A 15,740-nucleotide genomic window follows, 5' to 3' on the forward strand; every position below is an offset into this window, starting at 1 on the left:
TTCAAATCCTGCGATCGGCTAATAAACCATAGGGGTAACCGTCGTCGTTTGACTGAAGCATAATCGGCAAGCATTTCCAAGTATTCCACTCACCCAGGAATTGTCCCCAGTAGCCTAAAAGTACGCATCTATCGGGGGTACTGGTTAAGCCGATATACCGTAATCCCACTATTTCGTTAGCAGTTTTAGCACTTATAGAATCCGCTTTTATTATATGTTGTTGTCGTGTAATGGATGGAAAAGTATTAATAAATGCTAAAAATCTCTCCGCTTCTCCAATATCTTTTACACTTAAACGGTTTTTCATCTCAGGGTCAATGCTATATGGACCTTCATTTGATGTGTGAATATAGGAACTAAACTTTTGAATTAAAGCTAGAGAATTCTTCACGTTAGTGTCTTCTATTATCACCGAATTTGAATTTATTGTATTTTCTGTGAAATCTATAGTTAAAGAATTGGAGTTAACTGAAGCTTTTGTAAGAGTAGAAACTGAAAACGTACCTGCTATTAAAGCCAGTCCGACAACAGCAGTAGTTAGGCAAGCGCGGTTCAAAAACATAATTGATTTTCCTTCCTTGGATAACGATAAGCGTGGGAGTTCCAACGCTGTAACGTTGCTGACAATTAACAATATATAAAATTCAGTAATATTTTGAAAAAAGGTTGTATCAGTACTTGAATCTAACTATTAAATAGTGAGTAATGCATATCTTATTAGTCTTCTTAAAAAGTAATCAGAACTCTTATGGTATAGAAACTTATCCTTTAATACGTAAGAATCGACTTTCATTATTTTGAGTATGACAGTTGTAAAATTGGACTAGTAGACCTCTTGCAAAAATCCTTGAATCACCCCTCCCCAACCCTCCCCGATGTGTTGGGGAGGGGGCAAGATTTCAAGTTTCCCCCCTTTATAAGGGGGGATAAAGGGGGGTCTATTCGACTTATGCAAGAGGACTAATATATGGGATTGAATTAGGAACTCTTTCTCCTAAGTATTTATTAATGTTAAAATAGCATTAAATTATACTTTTTTTAAGTAAAAATATTGAAAAAAAGCAAGTTACTTCATTTATGCTAGTTAATTGAAGGTTAAAATCCTGACAAAACTGTTGAAAAAGTACTAGCATTGAAGGTGTTGCACAACAAGGGGATGAATTTAGGCAGGCAGTTCTTGGGCAGGGAAAGCAGGGGAAGAATTTTATTAGTTGCTAAATCATTCCTTAATTTAGCAACACCGTATTGAAATGTATAAAAGCAAAACAGCCTCTAACTCGAAGAATTAATTCACAACCAGTGGTTTGAAATTTTCTCAAAATAACTCAATCTATGGACACACTGAAAGAGACAAGAAATAGCAAAATATTCAGTCAAAACTTAGCTTTTATCGCCTTTTGCTTCTTCATCGGGTTAGCTGGATTTGCTTACGTTTTGGCAATATTGCCAGGAATTGCTGCGGAGCCAACAACAGAGTCTCGAACCTGCATTACTGGTGGCTGGAAACTCGGATTAATTATCACCCACGTTTTAACTTTTGGTCTCATTCCTTTAGCAATGAGAATTTTTTACCAAAGTTTAAACAATATAGGATTTCCACTGAGAACAATTTTTGCTTCTCTGTTAGGTCTAGCTTTTATTATGGTAGCGATCGCCTCAGAGATTGGCTGGCATGTTACGCAATGTTGGTATTATCAAAACGATTTTACAATGCTGAACTTCATGTTTTACTTTTTCTTGATTTCAGCATTTGCTTTGTGGTCGGATGGATTAATTGAGCAGACTACCGCAATCACCAATTTAATCGACATCGTATTTGCAATTAGTTTGTTAGTTGTTTCAATTTTGTACCCTTTAGGTTATGAAGCAAGCAATGATAACTTTAAAGTTCCTATCTATATTGCACTTACTTTAGTTTTTGGCGTATTGACTTATCGTGGCTATAAAGTTCTCCAAGATTGGAAAATTATTCTTGTGCCAATTTTTTCAGTAGGAGTTAACTTAAGCTTTGTTTTTCTTTTAGATAAGTTTGGTGGCAATCCTTATACAGATCCTCAAGTACTTTACAATGCTTTACTTCATATTTGCCACGACTTATTAGGAACAGAAACAGGAGTAGCTATATTTACTTGGTTAATTTACATGAAAGGCATTGCTCCACAAAATATCAAAGAAAAATTAGCAAACCATAAATAAGAGAATTTGCCAAATATTGGAAAATATTTTTATGGAAAACAATACAATTTTTAATTCACCTCAAATTTGGCCTTACGATCAAAAAGACGGTTACAAAATATATCAGTCTGGCAGCCATATAAAAGCCAATTTTATTCGAGTTTTTGTACCCGATAATCCTTATAAAGATAAACAAGGTAAGCTGAAATTTATTGCTTACTTACACGGCTTTGCTTTATGTATGCCCCAATTCTATGAAGCTCAATTAGAAGAATTGGCTAAAAAGGGTTATTACATCTTCTTTTCAGATTTTCAAAAAAGTGAATACCCCAACTATATTGGTGAAAAAATACAGAAAGCCAACATAAAAAAGCCTCATTTGTCGCTTTGGGTTCATAGGGCTTTAACAATTGCGACCAATAGAAGTTCAAAATTCAATAAGTTTCAACCTGAAGACTTGTTGACCACCGAAGAAGAACAGACATCGCAAGAGATTCATACTATTCGAGGAAATCTAGACGAACCTAAGCAATTTGACTACTTTCGCACTTCCTTAGCCATAGTAGCGATTATCCTAATTGTCAAATTGATTTATACTTGGTTCAATGACACATATGGCAAGAATCTAATCCACCTAATTTCTACTGTTGGTTTCAGTCTTGCACATAAACCTTCAGAGTGGATAAAAGACGCGATCGCTTTAACCGAGCAATCTTGGCAACATCTTTGCAAAGTTAACCCCCAATTCGCTGGGCAAGAGTTTGATTTCTACGTATTTGGTCATTCTCTAGGAGGATTGTTAGCCTTGAGTTGGCCTATTTATATCTGCGGTGAAACTCAACAAAAGTTTTTTCCCCAACAAATTGTTACTGCTGACCCAGCACCAAGTACGGACATGGGAATTCCTCGGATAGCCATCTTTATTTTAAAACTGTTTCGTTCTCCGTTTGCAATTGCGCCAATCAATATCAGTGACATCGGTAGTCAGTTAAATATCCCCATTGGGATTATGCACGGAGTAGATGACGATATTGTTAAGCCCCAGTCTTGGGTTAACACATCATTCTGGCAACCAAAATCTAACTTTGACTATATCGCTAGTCAGGAAAAGGGAATTTACTTTTCGCTCTCCAACAAACAGCATCAGCCTCCTTTGGTTGCCTTTCATAACCAAGCAGTAACAGACACGAGTTATTACGATGATGCTTTATTTAAACATTTTGGTGGTGTAAAGAATGGGCCAAATGATTATAATTACCAATACGTTTGGCTTGGTCTAAGCCTAGTTCTCGAAGAGGGAGTAAGTGCTGGTGGCTTATTCCCTTACTTCCCTCAAGGAACGGTAAAAGTCAGAGATTATTTGCCGGAAAAACAATCGAATCTCAAATCGATTGTTACTACCATCTTAGCTGTATTGGCTGTATCGGCTTTAGGCTACTGGTTATTCTCGCACTTTGGAACTGTTTTTAACCAGTAATTAGCTTATGACCAGAAACAAAAAGGTACAAGCCCCCGAAATTTATTTATGAGGTTCTTACTTTTAACTTTTGACTTTTGACTTTTGACTTCCCCACAGGATCTGACAGTATATCCCTGTAAAAGTATTTGCATAATTTTCTAAGTTTGCACTGAAAAATACTTTAAGCTACTTAATGCATCAAATACTACTTACTTTCATGGTTAGCGCTAGGATAGCTATGTATTTGATAAAAGTATAAATATGGCTCAAACTTTTTACGTAAATCCAGTATCAGGCAGCAATACTAACCCAGGTACTCAACAAGCTTCCTTTAAAACTATTACCCAAGCCCTCAAGGTAGCTACTGTTAATACCAAGATTCAACTAGCAGAAGGTAATTACAATGCTGCTAGCGGTGAAGTCTTTCCGTTAACGATTCCATCTGGCGTAACAGTTGTGGGTAATGAAACCAATAAAGGCAATGGCATTTTGATTGAAGGAAGTGGTAGCTATCTGAGCCGTACTTTTGCTGGTCAGAATGTCACATTTGTGCTGCTGGATAAAGCTGAACTCCGGGGGGTAACTGTAACAAATCTGGCTAGCCGTGGTAGTGGTGTCTGGATTGAATCAACTGCCCCTACTGTTGCTAATAGCACCTTCACCAAATGTAAGCGAGAGGGAGTATTTGCTACAGGCGATGCTAACCCAGTTATTCTAGGTAATGTGTTCAGTGAAAATGCAGCCAATGGGATTGCGATCGCTAAAAATTCCAAAGGTCAAATTCAAGATAATACCTTCTTCAAAACAGGTTTTGGCATTGCTATTAGTGATACTGCATCACCCACCCTTCGAGATAACAAAATTTCCGAAAACCGTTCTGGAATTGTCATCTCTGGCAGTACTCGTCCTGTATTGCGTAACAATGTCAGTGAAAATAACACTGATGATGGGATCACAGTAATTGGAAGTGCCCTACCGGATATCGGCAGTACTAATAATCCAGGCGGCAATACTCTACAAAATAACGGTAAATTTGATTTGCAAAATGCCAGTTCCAACAAGCTGGTTTCTGTGGGAAATAAAATAAATGCGTCTAAAGTCACGGGAAACGTAGAGTTTGCAGATAGTTCAGTTCCCACGCCCACGCCTACTCCTACACCCACACCCACGCCTACTCCTACACCCACACCCACGCCCACTCCTACACCCACACCCACGCCCACTCCTACACCCACGCCCACACCCACGCCCACGCCCACGCCCACGCCCACGCCCACGCCCACGCCTACTCCTAGTATCGAATTAACCGATATTAGTAATCATTGGGCAGGTGGGTTTATTCGGGAATTAGTCAAATTGGGGATAGTTAATGGTTTTCCCGATCGCACATTTAAACCTGATGCTACGATGACACGGGCGCAATACGCGGCATTACTGGTAAAAGCTTTCAACCCATCGCCAAACCGCCCCGTGATCAAATTCAAAGATGTACCAGCAGACTTCTGGGCATCCAAGGTAATTCAGCAGGCATATCAAGGTTCATTTCTCTCTGGTTTCCCTGACAATACCTTCGCCCCCAACAAAAATATCCAGCGTGTGCAAGTGATTGTCTCACTGGTGAATGGATTGAAGTTATCTGGTGATGGTACAGCAACTATCAAAGCTTTTGATGACCAAGCAAAGATTCCTGAATATGCCAAGGATGAGGTAGTAAAAGCTATAAACAAGGGGATTATCGTCAACCACCCGAACCTCAAACAACTTAATCCTACCCGCGATGCTACACGCGCTGAGGTAGCGGCGATGGTATACCAAGCCTTGGTGGATGCTGGCAGTGTAGCGGCGATTGACTCGCCTGATATCGTGACTGCTTAATTGACAAAATAGTTTGTTTTACTCCCATCAGATGATTCTCGTAAGGGCAATTGAATTGCCACTACAAAAAGGGTTCTAAATTAGAGGCAGAGCAAATTCATACTTAATTAGGACTTACGCAGTGAAAACCTGAAACCAAAAACAATGTATTTGAATCGAAGTAATTTCCTCAAGTGCGATCGCCTTGCAACGTGGTTTGAAGAAAGGGGCGATCGCGCTTATTCTACATACCTGTAATTCATAAAGCGATCGCATGGTGGCGGATATGATCTTCAATAAAACTGGCTATGAAATAAAAACTGTGGTCATAGCCTTCTTGGTAACGCAAATTTAGGGGTTGCTTGACATCTGCACAAGCTTGTTCAAACACTTCTGGCATTAATTGCTCAACTAAAACTTGATCAGCAGTCCCTTGATCAATGAGAATTGGACTATGATATCCCACTTGCTTAACCAATTCACTGGCATCATAAGCACGCCAACTTTCTTGATTACTGCCAAGATAACGACTGAATGCTTTTTGTCCCCAAGGACAACGCATGGGTGCAGTGATCGGCGCAAAGGCTGATACTGATTTGTAGAGATTCGGGTTTCTCATTGCACAAACTAAGGCTCCATGTCCCCCCATCGAATGACCAAAAATACCTTGTTTCTCCGGTTGTACTGGGAAGTGTGTGGTAATTAAAGCAGGTAATTCTTGGACAATATAACTATACATTTGGTAGTGCTGATCCCACGGTTCTTCTGTAGCATCAACATAAAAGCCCGCACCTGTACCAAAGTCCCAATCATCATCCTCACCAGGAATACCTGTGTTCCGAGGACTAGTATCTGGCACAACCAGCATCAAGCCATACTCAGCTGCGTAGCGCTGCGCCCCCGCCTTCACCATAAAATTTTCTTCAGTGCAAGTTAAACCAGAGAGGAAATAGAGAATCGGCACAGGTTGTTGAGTTGCTTGTGGTGGTTGATAAACTGCAAAGCGCATTTCACCGTTACAGGTTGAGGAGGGATGACTATAAAAGCCGAGTTTGCCACCAAAGCTTTTATATTCTGAAATGAGGTTGAGGTTAGGCATTGGTTATATTCTCTTTCCTGAGCGGCTGCCGGAGAATGATTATTTTAGCGTGAGTTTCGCTCTAATAACCGAAACCAAATTGCGATCGCTGCTTGGCGATTCATCGCGTCTGGACTTTGTAGCACACACTAAAATTACGCGCCGTCAGCGCCACCACTTACTCTCTCAATCAACCCTGCGACTAGGTAACTTAGTACCGCACCTTTTACAAAACCCAGCATCTACATCGTGGAAAGCCAAACCACAACCTGAACAAACTGTTTCTACTTGATTAGCAGTTTTCACCACTCGCTTAATTAAATCCCCTACTTGCCAAGGAATCAGCGCAATTCCTGTAAAAATCATCAGTACTGTTAGCAAACGCCCTAATTCAGAAATTGGAATAACATCGCCAAATCCCACAGTTGTCATTGTGACAACAGAGAAATAAAAGGCATCAAAAAATGTCCTGTAATTTTGAGGATTAACCGGATGCTCTACTTGATAAATTAAGCCAGAATAAATAAAAACAATTGCAAATAATGTAAATAATATTCGCACAAAAATCATGCCATCTTCGGTGCTAATAGTGGCGAATAAAAATTTTCTATCTATAAATCTGATTAATCGTAAAATCCGAAACCATCGCAGTAGGCGGATAAAGCTGATATCCACCATTCCTAGAAAGAATGGCAAAATCGCCATTAAGTCAATAATCGAATAAAAGCTAAAAATATACTTAATTTTATTTTCTGCACTCCACAGACGGAGTGAATATTCCACCGCAAAGATGATAACGATCGCAGTATCGGCTACATGCAATTGAAATCGCACATAATCAGGAATATTATAAGTTTCTGCTACAAAAATTCCTGATGATAGTAGCACCATCGCAGCAAGTGTTAAATTAATCACTTTACCTAATGGTGTTTCCAGGTCTGTTAAGTAAAATTCTGTTTCTTGTCTGCTCAGTAACATATTCGACCATTAACTAATCTTAATTCCCAGTTATAGCATTACAAATCCGATATTATTAATCATTATCCTTATGTTAACCCCAGCTTATATGAACCCAGAATATTTTATGCATTTAGCATTGGCAGAAGCAAAAGAAGGCGATGTGCCTTACGGTGCAGTGATTGTTAAAGATAAGGAAGTCATGGCAGTAGCTCATAATACTGTAAGGAGAGACAACGATCCATCAGTCCATGCAGAAATCAACGTCATTCGTAGTTTAACAGCTAAACTTAAAAGCCCTTCTAAAGAAGGTTATAGCATATATACAACTGGCGAACCTTGTCCGATGTGTGCAACTGCTTGTGTTTGGAGTGGTTTATCAGAAATTGTGTATGGTGCTTCAATTCAAGATTTAATCACTGTAAATCAATCACAAATTAGTATATCTTGTGAAGAGGTAATCGCTAGGTCATTTAGGAATATTAAAGTCACTAAAGGCGTTTTAAAACATGAATGTTTGAACTTATTTAAATAAGCTGTAATTTAATTTGGCATTTTTAGGTTCGGAGACTAACTAATCAGTGTATACCTTATACCTTAATGAAATTTTACCCTCTACTTTTACGGCATAAAATTTATCTCATTCTTTGGAGGACAGTGAATACTTCTACCAAAAGAATCGCCAGTTTCTGCATCGATTAATTCCACAAGTTTGGCGTTATCAGTGCAGACACTTCGACCTTTAGACATTCTCAACTCACCTTGGACAAAACCAGTCACTATCCACACCATACGATTGTTAGAAATCGATGATTTGTACATTCCTGTTTGGGCTGCAAATTCTTCGTATGTTGTAAGTTTTGCTTCTGTTATGTGCATATTACTAGACTTTTTAAGCGCACCTTCAATTGTAATCAAGCGGCTTGCTGGTAGGCTATTATTTGCAGGGTATATTCGTACTCCTGAGTTTAATGGTTTTGCTTGATTGACTTGCTTTTTTATCTGTATAGGTTTAGCTGTGACTATCTGTACTAGCAATAAAGTAGTGGCACTAGCAAATACAAAAGCAGAGAATGAGGTTTTTATAAAAATATTAACCATAGTGTAAATTCGCTTCATAATACTCAGAAGGCTAACAACTTATACCACCAATTTAACCGCTCACATTCACATTAGTAAACCCTAAATTTAGTCTTATATATCACATTTACATAAAAGTTGACTAAATCATGAATTCAGTTTAATTGAGTGGATTTTCGCTATCAGTCCTGAACTTTAGTTATTGGCGAGATTATCTTCTAACGCGGTAATACACCCTACAGTTAATCTATAGATTAAAATTACGAATTATGAATTACGAATTATTTAACTTGGCTCATTCAAATAGGATAAATATGTATTTGCCCAAATCGCAGCTTGAGTGCGATCGCGCAAATTTAACCTGTTTAAAATATTTGTAACATGATTTTTCACAGTCCCCTCAGAAATGTAGAGTTGCTGGGCAATTTCTCGGTTACTAGCGCCTGTAGCAATTAACCGCAAAACCTCTTTTTCTCTAGGAGTAAGTTCAGCTAAACTAGATGGTACAGCCGATGACTGGGTTGGTGTAGTATTAGAAAACTGAGTTAACAGCTTTTTAACTATACCTGGGCCTAATTGAGTATATCCTTTATAAACGGCACGAATAGCAACAGCTAATTCTTCAGAGGGCGTATCTTTTAATAAATAACCCATTGCCCCATTTTGCAAGGCTGCTGACACATATTCATCATCATCAAAAGTCGTCAATACTAAAATTTTAGTTTTCACAAAACGTTTTTGAATTTCTCGCGTAGCTGCAACTCCATCCATAATGGGCATTCTGATATCTAGCAATACTACATCTGGCTGAAATTTAGCAACCAAATTAATCGCCTGTTCACCGTTTTCTGCTTCTCCCACTATCTCTAAATCTGGTTCTAATTCTAATAACACTCTTAATCCTTGACGAATTAAACCTTGGTCATCTACCAACAATACTTTAATCATCATGTCAACCTTGTTAAAGGAATATTAACTGTAATTTTGCAACCAGAACCAGGAGCGCTATTAATATTAAATTCACCTCCAAGTGCTAAAGTGCGATCGCGCATACTATGAAGTCCAAAACCGGTAGTATTTTGCCCTAAATCAAAACCTCTACCATTATCCTGAATTATCAATCGTAAATTTCCTCTGATCTCAGTAAGTTCTAGTTTCACCTCTGTTGCAGATGCATATTTAGATATATTTGTCAACGATTCTTGAGTAATCCGGTAAATAGCGGTGTTGATTTCAGGTGGGAGAGAAGATTCCAGATTGATTTGATAAATTGGTAAAATGCCATTGGAGCGATGAAAACTTTCTGAAAGACTAGCGATCGCACGTTCTAAAGATTGCTCTTGTAAGGGATTAAAACGCATAGTAGAAACAGATTGACGGACATCTTTTAACGCTTTTGAACCTAATTCTTTTGCTGTTGCTAGAAATGTTTCTGCCTTCCCTGGATTAGATTGCCACAATTTTAAAGCAGTTTCTAATTGCAGATTTAAAGCAGTCAGAGAATGTCCTAATGAATCATGAATTTCACGAGCAATGCGGTTACGTTCTTCCAAGGTAGCTTGATTTTCAATTCGCATGGCATATTGACGGAGTTTTTCATTAGCGATCGCTAGCTTTTCTCGACTGTGCCGTTCAGATAATACTGCATTCATCATCAGCACCACAAAAACTAAACTTAAGCCGAATGTTAGCGACCAATTCCAGCTAAAAAAACGAGCTCGTTCTTGTGCTTGTGGTGATGCTTGATAATTGAATAGCTGGTATTTTAGTTGTGTAGTAAATAGAAATAATGTAAATGATAGACTTGTGACGAATAAACGTCCAGGCAACTTAAAAATTAAGCAACTGCGAGTCACTAAAATTATGTAGAGAACGGGGAAAAGGCGAGCAAATCTTTCACCAAAAAGTCCAGTTGTTAAAATCAAGATAATTTCAAGTACTGTGTAGATTACCTTAGCTATCTGGTTACTTTTGGGTAAACTTAAGCCCATTAAGGCAAAAATAATCAGACTATAAATTGACAGTTCTGGCAAGAGATTACAAATTGATAAGTCTGGAAATATACTACAAATTGATAGTTCTGGAGGTTTGGGACCAAATCGCCGTAACGGAGGTGGTATAACTGCTGTCAATGCAGTGATTGCCAGTAGTATCCACTCCAGATAAAGCAGAGATGGAAAAGGATGTTTTTTAATTTCAATTGGACGATTCATCAGTTGCTTCACTCCAGTTATGAGTTATAAGTTAAAAATTAGGAGTTAGAAGTTTAGAACTTTTGAGCGGCATCCGGCGATTATAACTTCAGCAGATGCTCACATCTATCGCTGAATGAGCAATTAAGAGTAAGTGGAATGTCGAAAAAGTTAGATAATACATTAAATAAGGATTTATAAATTAATCATAATCAAAATATCCATTATTCGTAACTTCTCACTTCTAACTCTTAACCCCTAATTATTTATTGTCAGTCAAATTTGTTAAAATTCCATCATGACTAAAGTCATGGGTAAAACCATGACTTTCTCCTCATGTGACTACTGAAGATAAGTTCTTATGATGGTGACATCCAACCAGGAAAAAACCACCAGACAAGCAATGAAACTCAAAGCATTATCACTAGTCGCTGGAGCGATCGCCTTAACTTTAACTGCAACTTCCTTTGCTGTTGATGCTCAAACAGCCTCTCCTTCACCCGTGTTACTTGCACAAAGTCCACAAAAAGAAAGGGGTCCTTGGAAAGACTTGAATCTAACAGATGCCCAAAAAACCCAAATTCAGGCAATTCGCCGCGATAGCCGCACCAAAATGGAGGCAGTTTTCACCCCAGAACAAAAGGCCAAGTTAGAGGCAGCGAAACAAGCGCGTCGGGCTGAGTGGCAAGCGCGTAAGGCTCAGGGGCAAACAGGTCAACGGCAACCAGGTCAGCATCACGGTCGTGGAAAAGGTGATTTTGCTGACTTAAATCTGAGTGAAATACAGAAAAGCCAAATCCGACAAATCCGGGAGTCTGAGAAACAACAGATTCAAGCAGTCTTAACCCCCGAACAGCGGCAAAAAATGGAGCAATTCCGTCAAAATGCCCCTTCGCGCCGTCAACAAGGCACTCCTCAATAATAATCTTTCAAAAAATAGTTAATAAGTTTGGGGCTTTGACCTAGATACTTAGTAACCATAATTCCTGTAGCACTTACCCTTAACTGATGTCCAGGCATTGTTTTCCATAGTCAAATAGGACTTACGCAAAAAACCTCTCAAACTCTCATTCCTCCGTGTCGCGCCAGTTGCTTCTCCTAAGGGAGACGCTACGCGAACAAGTCGGGGAACCCGCCCAACGCACTGGCTTCTCTGTGTCTCTGTGGTTCGTTCTTCCATAACCCATGCGTAAGTCCTGTCAAAAATTAATAGACTTCTTGCAGAAGATGAGGAAAAGGGATGAAATTTTTTCCCCTTTTCCTTTCCCTCTTTCTTCATACCAAAATAGAAAATTGGATAACCCCTAGTAAAAGTTAGGAGTTATGAGTTTTGATTAATATCAAGTCCGCTTAAATAACCGTCATTACGAGCGTTCGAGGAGCGTCTCGTAGAGAAGGGAAGCAATCCCAAAAACCCTGTGATTGCGTCGTTTCAGTCGCAATGATATATTACGGGTGATTTGCCGGACATCATATAACTCATAACTCCTAGCTGTTTCAAAATGTCTAAAGAATTCCCTATTGGTAGTAAAGTCCGGGTTGTGGCACTACCGTCCTACGTCAAAACTGCTGAACCTATGCCCATGCTGCGCCCCCCCGATGTGATTAACATTGGCGAGGAAGGTATAGTCATTGACCGCCGTCCCGGTGGATATTGGGGTATTCGCTTCGCTAAGGGAGCCTTTCTCCTAGATAGCCAATACATCGAAAGTACAGATACTCCTCCCGAATCTCACTCAGAGCGAGACTAATAGCAACCAAGAATTGTAAACTTGTGTAAAGTTGTAATTCTGGTTTGCACTATGATTTCCCGCCGCACTTTTTTAAGCATATTATTTGTCAGCTGTATTTCTGTGATCAGTTGGCTGAATTTTACCCCTACTGCTGATGCTCTTGGTGGTAAACTTCCTGCAATTAATCAATCCGCACCAGAGTTTACTTTGCCAACCAATACAGGGGATGGCAAAATTTCCCTCTCTGACTTGCGCGGTAAGTGGTTAGTCCTCTACTTTTATCCTAAAGACTTCACCTCTGGTTGTACTATAGAGGCTCGTCGTTTTCAGCAAGACTTACCGCAATACGTCGAAAAAAACGCCCAGATTATTGGCGTAAGTGCTGATGACATTGATTCTCACGCCAAATTTTGTGATTCAGAGAAACTAAAATTCCCGCTGTTGGCTGACACTGATGGTTCAGTAAGTAAAGCTTACGGTTCATGGCTCGGTTTCTTATCGATGCGCCACAGTTTTCTCATCGATCCTCAGGGCATCTTGCGCGAGACTTTTGTCAAAGTCAACCCAAGCATTCACAGTTCAGAAGTGTTGGCACGACTGGAAAAATTACAGTCCGCAGCTTCTTAGACGATTAGCCTCAGAGGATGTTTGAAAAGTCCTCTGATGGATTTTTATAATAATGTGTAACTTTTGTAGGGTGCGTTGCGTTCCTAAAGTACCATTAAGGATGCTTTCGGTGTGTTACGCGATCGCTAACACACCCTACACATTTTCTACTCAGAATAAAAGGGTTTTTGACTTTTGACTAACTTACAATAAACCCATATTTTTTGAGTACAGTCTTCGCTTGACTGCCAGATAAAAACTCGATAAACTCCTTAGCTGCGGGAATATTTTTACTGCCTTTAATTACTGCCATTGGATAGATAATCGGTGAGTGAAACTTATCGTCAGCAGCGACTACAACTTTTACTTTGTTGGAGATTTTGGCATCAGTGGCATAAACTAAACCAGCTTCGGCGTTGCCACTTTCTACTGCTGCCAAGACTTGACGTACATTGTTAGCAAAGACCAATTTGGACTTGACTCGATCATAAAGTTTCAATTTCTTTAAGACTTGCTCCCCATATTGCCCAGCAGGTACACTCCTGGGTTCACCGATCGCAATTTTTTTAATCTTACTATCTGTTAAATTGTAGAAGCTGCTGATGCCAACAACATCCTGAGCCACAATCAAGACTAGACGGTTATTTGCCAGGTTAGTACGGCTACCTGGTACTAAAAGTCCTTTTTCTTCTAAAGCATCCGCTTGTTTTTTGCCAGCAGAAATAAAGATATCTGCTGGCGCACCTTGCTCAATCTGTTGCTGCAAGGCACCAGAAGCCCCAAAATTATAAGTAATGTTGATATTTGATTTAGTTTGTTGGTATAGAGGCTTGATTTCTTCTAGTGTCTCTTTTAAGCTGGCGGCTGCGGACACGAGTATGCTGGTGTTTGACTGTGCTATTACAGGAGAAGGAGTAACTAATGGTAAACCAATTGCCAGAAGTAAGCCTGCAACTGCTATACCCAGGAAGCCAAGAATTTGTCTTCTTTTCATAAAAAAGGTGCTTGAGAGGTTTTTTTCTAAAATTGATGCTAGGTAGAATAACAATAATACCAATATTTTCCCAACTATATCAGTAAATTTATGCCTAAAAAAGAACAAGGGTGGGTCACATTCCAAACCTCAGAAGAGGAGCGGAAGATTTTGGAAGACTTCTGCGGCCAGTCTCAGCGCACCAAGACCGAGATTCTCCGGGAACTGGTACGTGGTCTTAATCAACACTCTTCACCATCCAAGTCGCAACCAACCATAAACACAGAAGAGGAAGATATTTACGCTCAACAGCCTGAGATAGAAATTAGTATTCAAAAGAAACCACTCAAAGTTAGCTCCCGCAATATTCTCAAGGGTATTGTTAAACGAGTTGTCACTGGAGCCGTTAATAGTGAGGTGACGCTAGAGATTGTTCACAAAGTTGAGTTAACTTCGATTATTACCAGAGTATCGGTAGAAGAGTTGGATTTGTCTGAGGGGAAAGAGGCTTATGCCGTTATTAAGTCCAACGATATAGTTATTGCTAGAGAATAGCCTGTGGTGATGTCTCTGAACAATTACTATAGCGATCGCTTTGCTATTCACTCAAGAAAAACGATCAAAGTTTTCTGCGCGTTTGATTCCAGATTGCTGTATAAACTTCTTAATCGATGACTGTTGAGATGTTGAATTTTTGCTATGGACGCTTGTAATAGTGTTGCTCGGCTCAGGGTAAGCGTATATAAATAACTCTTGACAAAAAGCCCACTTAATGTGTTAATTACTGCACTTTGTCTTGGCACTATAATGAGCTAATGTCAAAAATGTGACAATATTACTTGATTGTTCCCAAAGTATTTATAAAAAAAGACAGGGATTACCTGCCTTATATAATTAATTGATATTGTGTTCACTATGTATAGCACATGATTTTGACAAACCTATTACATAATTATGTCAAAAATGTGAATGCGCTTGCTAGTAAAGACGATTGTCCTGATGGGAGAGACAAGCAGGGCGATCGCATCTAAATTAGTTTTGACCAAAACCAAGGTTAAGAACCAACCAAAAAATCAGCATTTATCGTTTGATTTATTTTCCAAGCCTCAAAGCGATTACCTGATTTTCTGTAATCAGCGAAGTTGAATAACTCTGTTCTGCTGGCCTTTAGTTAATTTTTTTTAATTTTTGGCGACTAGCGCGACAGAAGATATGACTTGATAAAAGCCTGACAATTTTTTGCTGTTACGGATAATTATTTTATACAAAAAAATTTTCTGGGATAAGATTGCCACAAGAATCATATAGAGATTATGTACGTAGTTAACTTTTAAACAGCAATTGACATTATAAACATCACTGTTAACAATGTCTGTGTTGTTGAGGAAAGCGATTATTTTGCGGGTTACAGCTACTAATGTTATTTACCTTTCAGACGCAAAGTAACCACCTTAGTCTTGTTCGCTGCCAGAATGATCGCAAAATATGCTGTGAAAATCAGGCAACGCACCTTTTTACAAGTACGATGCTGGCAATTTGGGCATGGCGAATCTTGAATGAAAATTTACTGTCCTAAAGTAACGATGCTTGCATTTTACAAATCTCTATGCAAAAATAGGTTGCTAAAGTACTG

At 39.1% G+C, this 15,740-nt stretch carries 15 protein-coding genes; 8 read left to right on the forward strand and 7 right to left on the reverse strand.

Features of this window, described 5'->3' with window-relative positions; all coding sequences use genetic code 11:
* Position 1: 1 nt before the first annotated feature.
* Positions 2-562 carry a hypothetical protein gene (locus tag V7K46_RS17490; RefSeq protein WP_335115259.1) on the reverse strand — a complete coding sequence of 187 codons (561 nt, stop codon included), beginning with the start codon at positions 560-562 and terminating at the stop codon, positions 2-4.
* Between the two features lie 881 nt (positions 563-1,443).
* Here V7K46_RS17490 and V7K46_RS17495 point away from each other — a divergent pair.
* The 3 genes from V7K46_RS17495 to V7K46_RS17505 all read left to right on the forward strand — a co-directional run bounded on the left by V7K46_RS17495 (position 1,444) and on the right by V7K46_RS17505 (position 5,509).
* On the forward strand, positions 1,444-2,196 hold the full coding sequence (locus tag V7K46_RS17495) for a hypothetical protein (protein WP_335115261.1): 753 nt from the start codon (positions 1,444-1,446) through the stop codon (positions 2,194-2,196).
* A 31-nt stretch (positions 2,197-2,227) separates the two neighbouring features.
* Positions 2,228-3,652 (forward strand): hypothetical protein, encoded by a 1,425-nt coding sequence (locus V7K46_RS17500; RefSeq protein WP_335115263.1) that lies wholly within the window; start codon positions 2,228-2,230, stop codon positions 3,650-3,652.
* Between the two features lie 243 nt (positions 3,653-3,895).
* Positions 3,896-5,509 carry a DUF1565 domain-containing protein gene (locus V7K46_RS17505; protein ID WP_335115265.1) on the forward strand — a complete coding sequence of 538 codons (1,614 nt, stop codon included), beginning with the start codon at positions 3,896-3,898 and terminating at the stop codon, positions 5,507-5,509.
* 238 nt (positions 5,510-5,747) lie between these two features.
* On the opposite strand, the gene fghA is transcribed toward V7K46_RS17505, so the two are convergent.
* Both fghA and V7K46_RS17515 read right to left on the reverse strand, forming a co-directional pair.
* The gene (gene fghA / locus V7K46_RS17510) at positions 5,748-6,587 is read right to left on the reverse strand and encodes an S-formylglutathione hydrolase (RefSeq protein WP_335115267.1); all 840 of its coding nucleotides are present in this window, start codon (positions 6,585-6,587) and stop codon (positions 5,748-5,750) included.
* A 165-nt stretch (positions 6,588-6,752) separates the two neighbouring features.
* On the reverse strand, positions 6,753-7,544 hold the full coding sequence (locus tag V7K46_RS17515; RefSeq protein WP_335115269.1) for an ion transporter: 792 nt from the start codon (positions 7,542-7,544) through the stop codon (positions 6,753-6,755).
* Between the two features lie 88 nt (positions 7,545-7,632).
* Here V7K46_RS17515 and V7K46_RS17520 point away from each other — a divergent pair, with 88 nt between their 5' ends.
* A complete protein-coding gene (locus V7K46_RS17520; RefSeq protein ID WP_335115491.1) occupies positions 7,633-8,058 on the forward strand; it encodes a nucleoside deaminase in 426 nt (141 codons plus the stop codon).
* An 86-nt stretch (positions 8,059-8,144) separates the two neighbouring features.
* Here the strand turns inward: V7K46_RS17520 and V7K46_RS17525 are convergent, their stop codons facing one another.
* The 3 genes from V7K46_RS17525 to V7K46_RS17535 all read right to left on the reverse strand — a co-directional run bounded on the left by V7K46_RS17525 (position 8,145) and on the right by V7K46_RS17535 (position 10,816).
* Entirely contained in the window at positions 8,145-8,624 is a 480-nt protein-coding gene (locus V7K46_RS17525; RefSeq protein ID WP_335115271.1) for a hypothetical protein, read from the reverse strand.
* Positions 8,625-8,888: 264 nt separating this feature from the next.
* Positions 8,889-9,551 (reverse strand): response regulator transcription factor, encoded by a 663-nt coding sequence (locus V7K46_RS17530; RefSeq protein ID WP_335115493.1) that lies wholly within the window; start codon positions 9,549-9,551, stop codon positions 8,889-8,891.
* Entirely contained in the window at positions 9,551-10,816 is a 1,266-nt protein-coding gene (locus V7K46_RS17535; RefSeq protein ID WP_335115273.1) for a sensor histidine kinase, read from the reverse strand. Before V7K46_RS17535 ends, V7K46_RS17530 begins: the two co-directional genes overlap by 1 nt.
* Before the next feature lie 382 nt (positions 10,817-11,198).
* Here V7K46_RS17535 and V7K46_RS17540 point away from each other — a divergent pair, with 382 nt between their 5' ends.
* The 3 genes from V7K46_RS17540 (at position 11,199) to V7K46_RS17550 (ending at position 13,155) form a co-directional block, all read left to right on the forward strand.
* Positions 11,199-11,717: a Spy/CpxP family protein refolding chaperone gene (locus V7K46_RS17540; protein WP_335115495.1), complete on the forward strand. Its 519-nt coding sequence runs from the start codon at positions 11,199-11,201 to the stop codon at positions 11,715-11,717.
* Between the two features lie 580 nt (positions 11,718-12,297).
* Positions 12,298-12,546: a regulatory protein SipA gene (sipA, locus tag V7K46_RS17545; RefSeq protein WP_335115275.1), complete on the forward strand. Its 249-nt coding sequence runs from the start codon at positions 12,298-12,300 to the stop codon at positions 12,544-12,546.
* A 51-nt stretch (positions 12,547-12,597) separates the two neighbouring features.
* On the forward strand, positions 12,598-13,155 hold the full coding sequence (locus V7K46_RS17550) for a peroxiredoxin (protein WP_335115277.1): 558 nt from the start codon (positions 12,598-12,600) through the stop codon (positions 13,153-13,155).
* 178 nt (positions 13,156-13,333) lie between these two features.
* On the opposite strand, the gene modA is transcribed toward V7K46_RS17550, so the two are convergent.
* Positions 13,334-14,128 (reverse strand): molybdate ABC transporter substrate-binding protein, encoded by a 795-nt coding sequence (gene modA, locus V7K46_RS17555; protein ID WP_335115279.1) that lies wholly within the window; start codon positions 14,126-14,128, stop codon positions 13,334-13,336.
* A gap of 90 nt (positions 14,129-14,218) precedes the next feature.
* Between modA and V7K46_RS17560 the strand changes: the two genes are divergently transcribed.
* Positions 14,219-14,662: a TOBE domain-containing protein gene (locus V7K46_RS17560; protein ID WP_335115281.1), complete on the forward strand. Its 444-nt coding sequence runs from the start codon at positions 14,219-14,221 to the stop codon at positions 14,660-14,662.
* The last annotated feature ends 1,078 nt before the right edge of the window (positions 14,663-15,740 follow it).

Origin of the sequence: Nostoc sp., assembly GCF_036917395.1 — a bacterium.
GTDB lineage: Bacteria > Cyanobacteriota > Cyanobacteriia > Cyanobacteriales > Nostocaceae > Nostoc.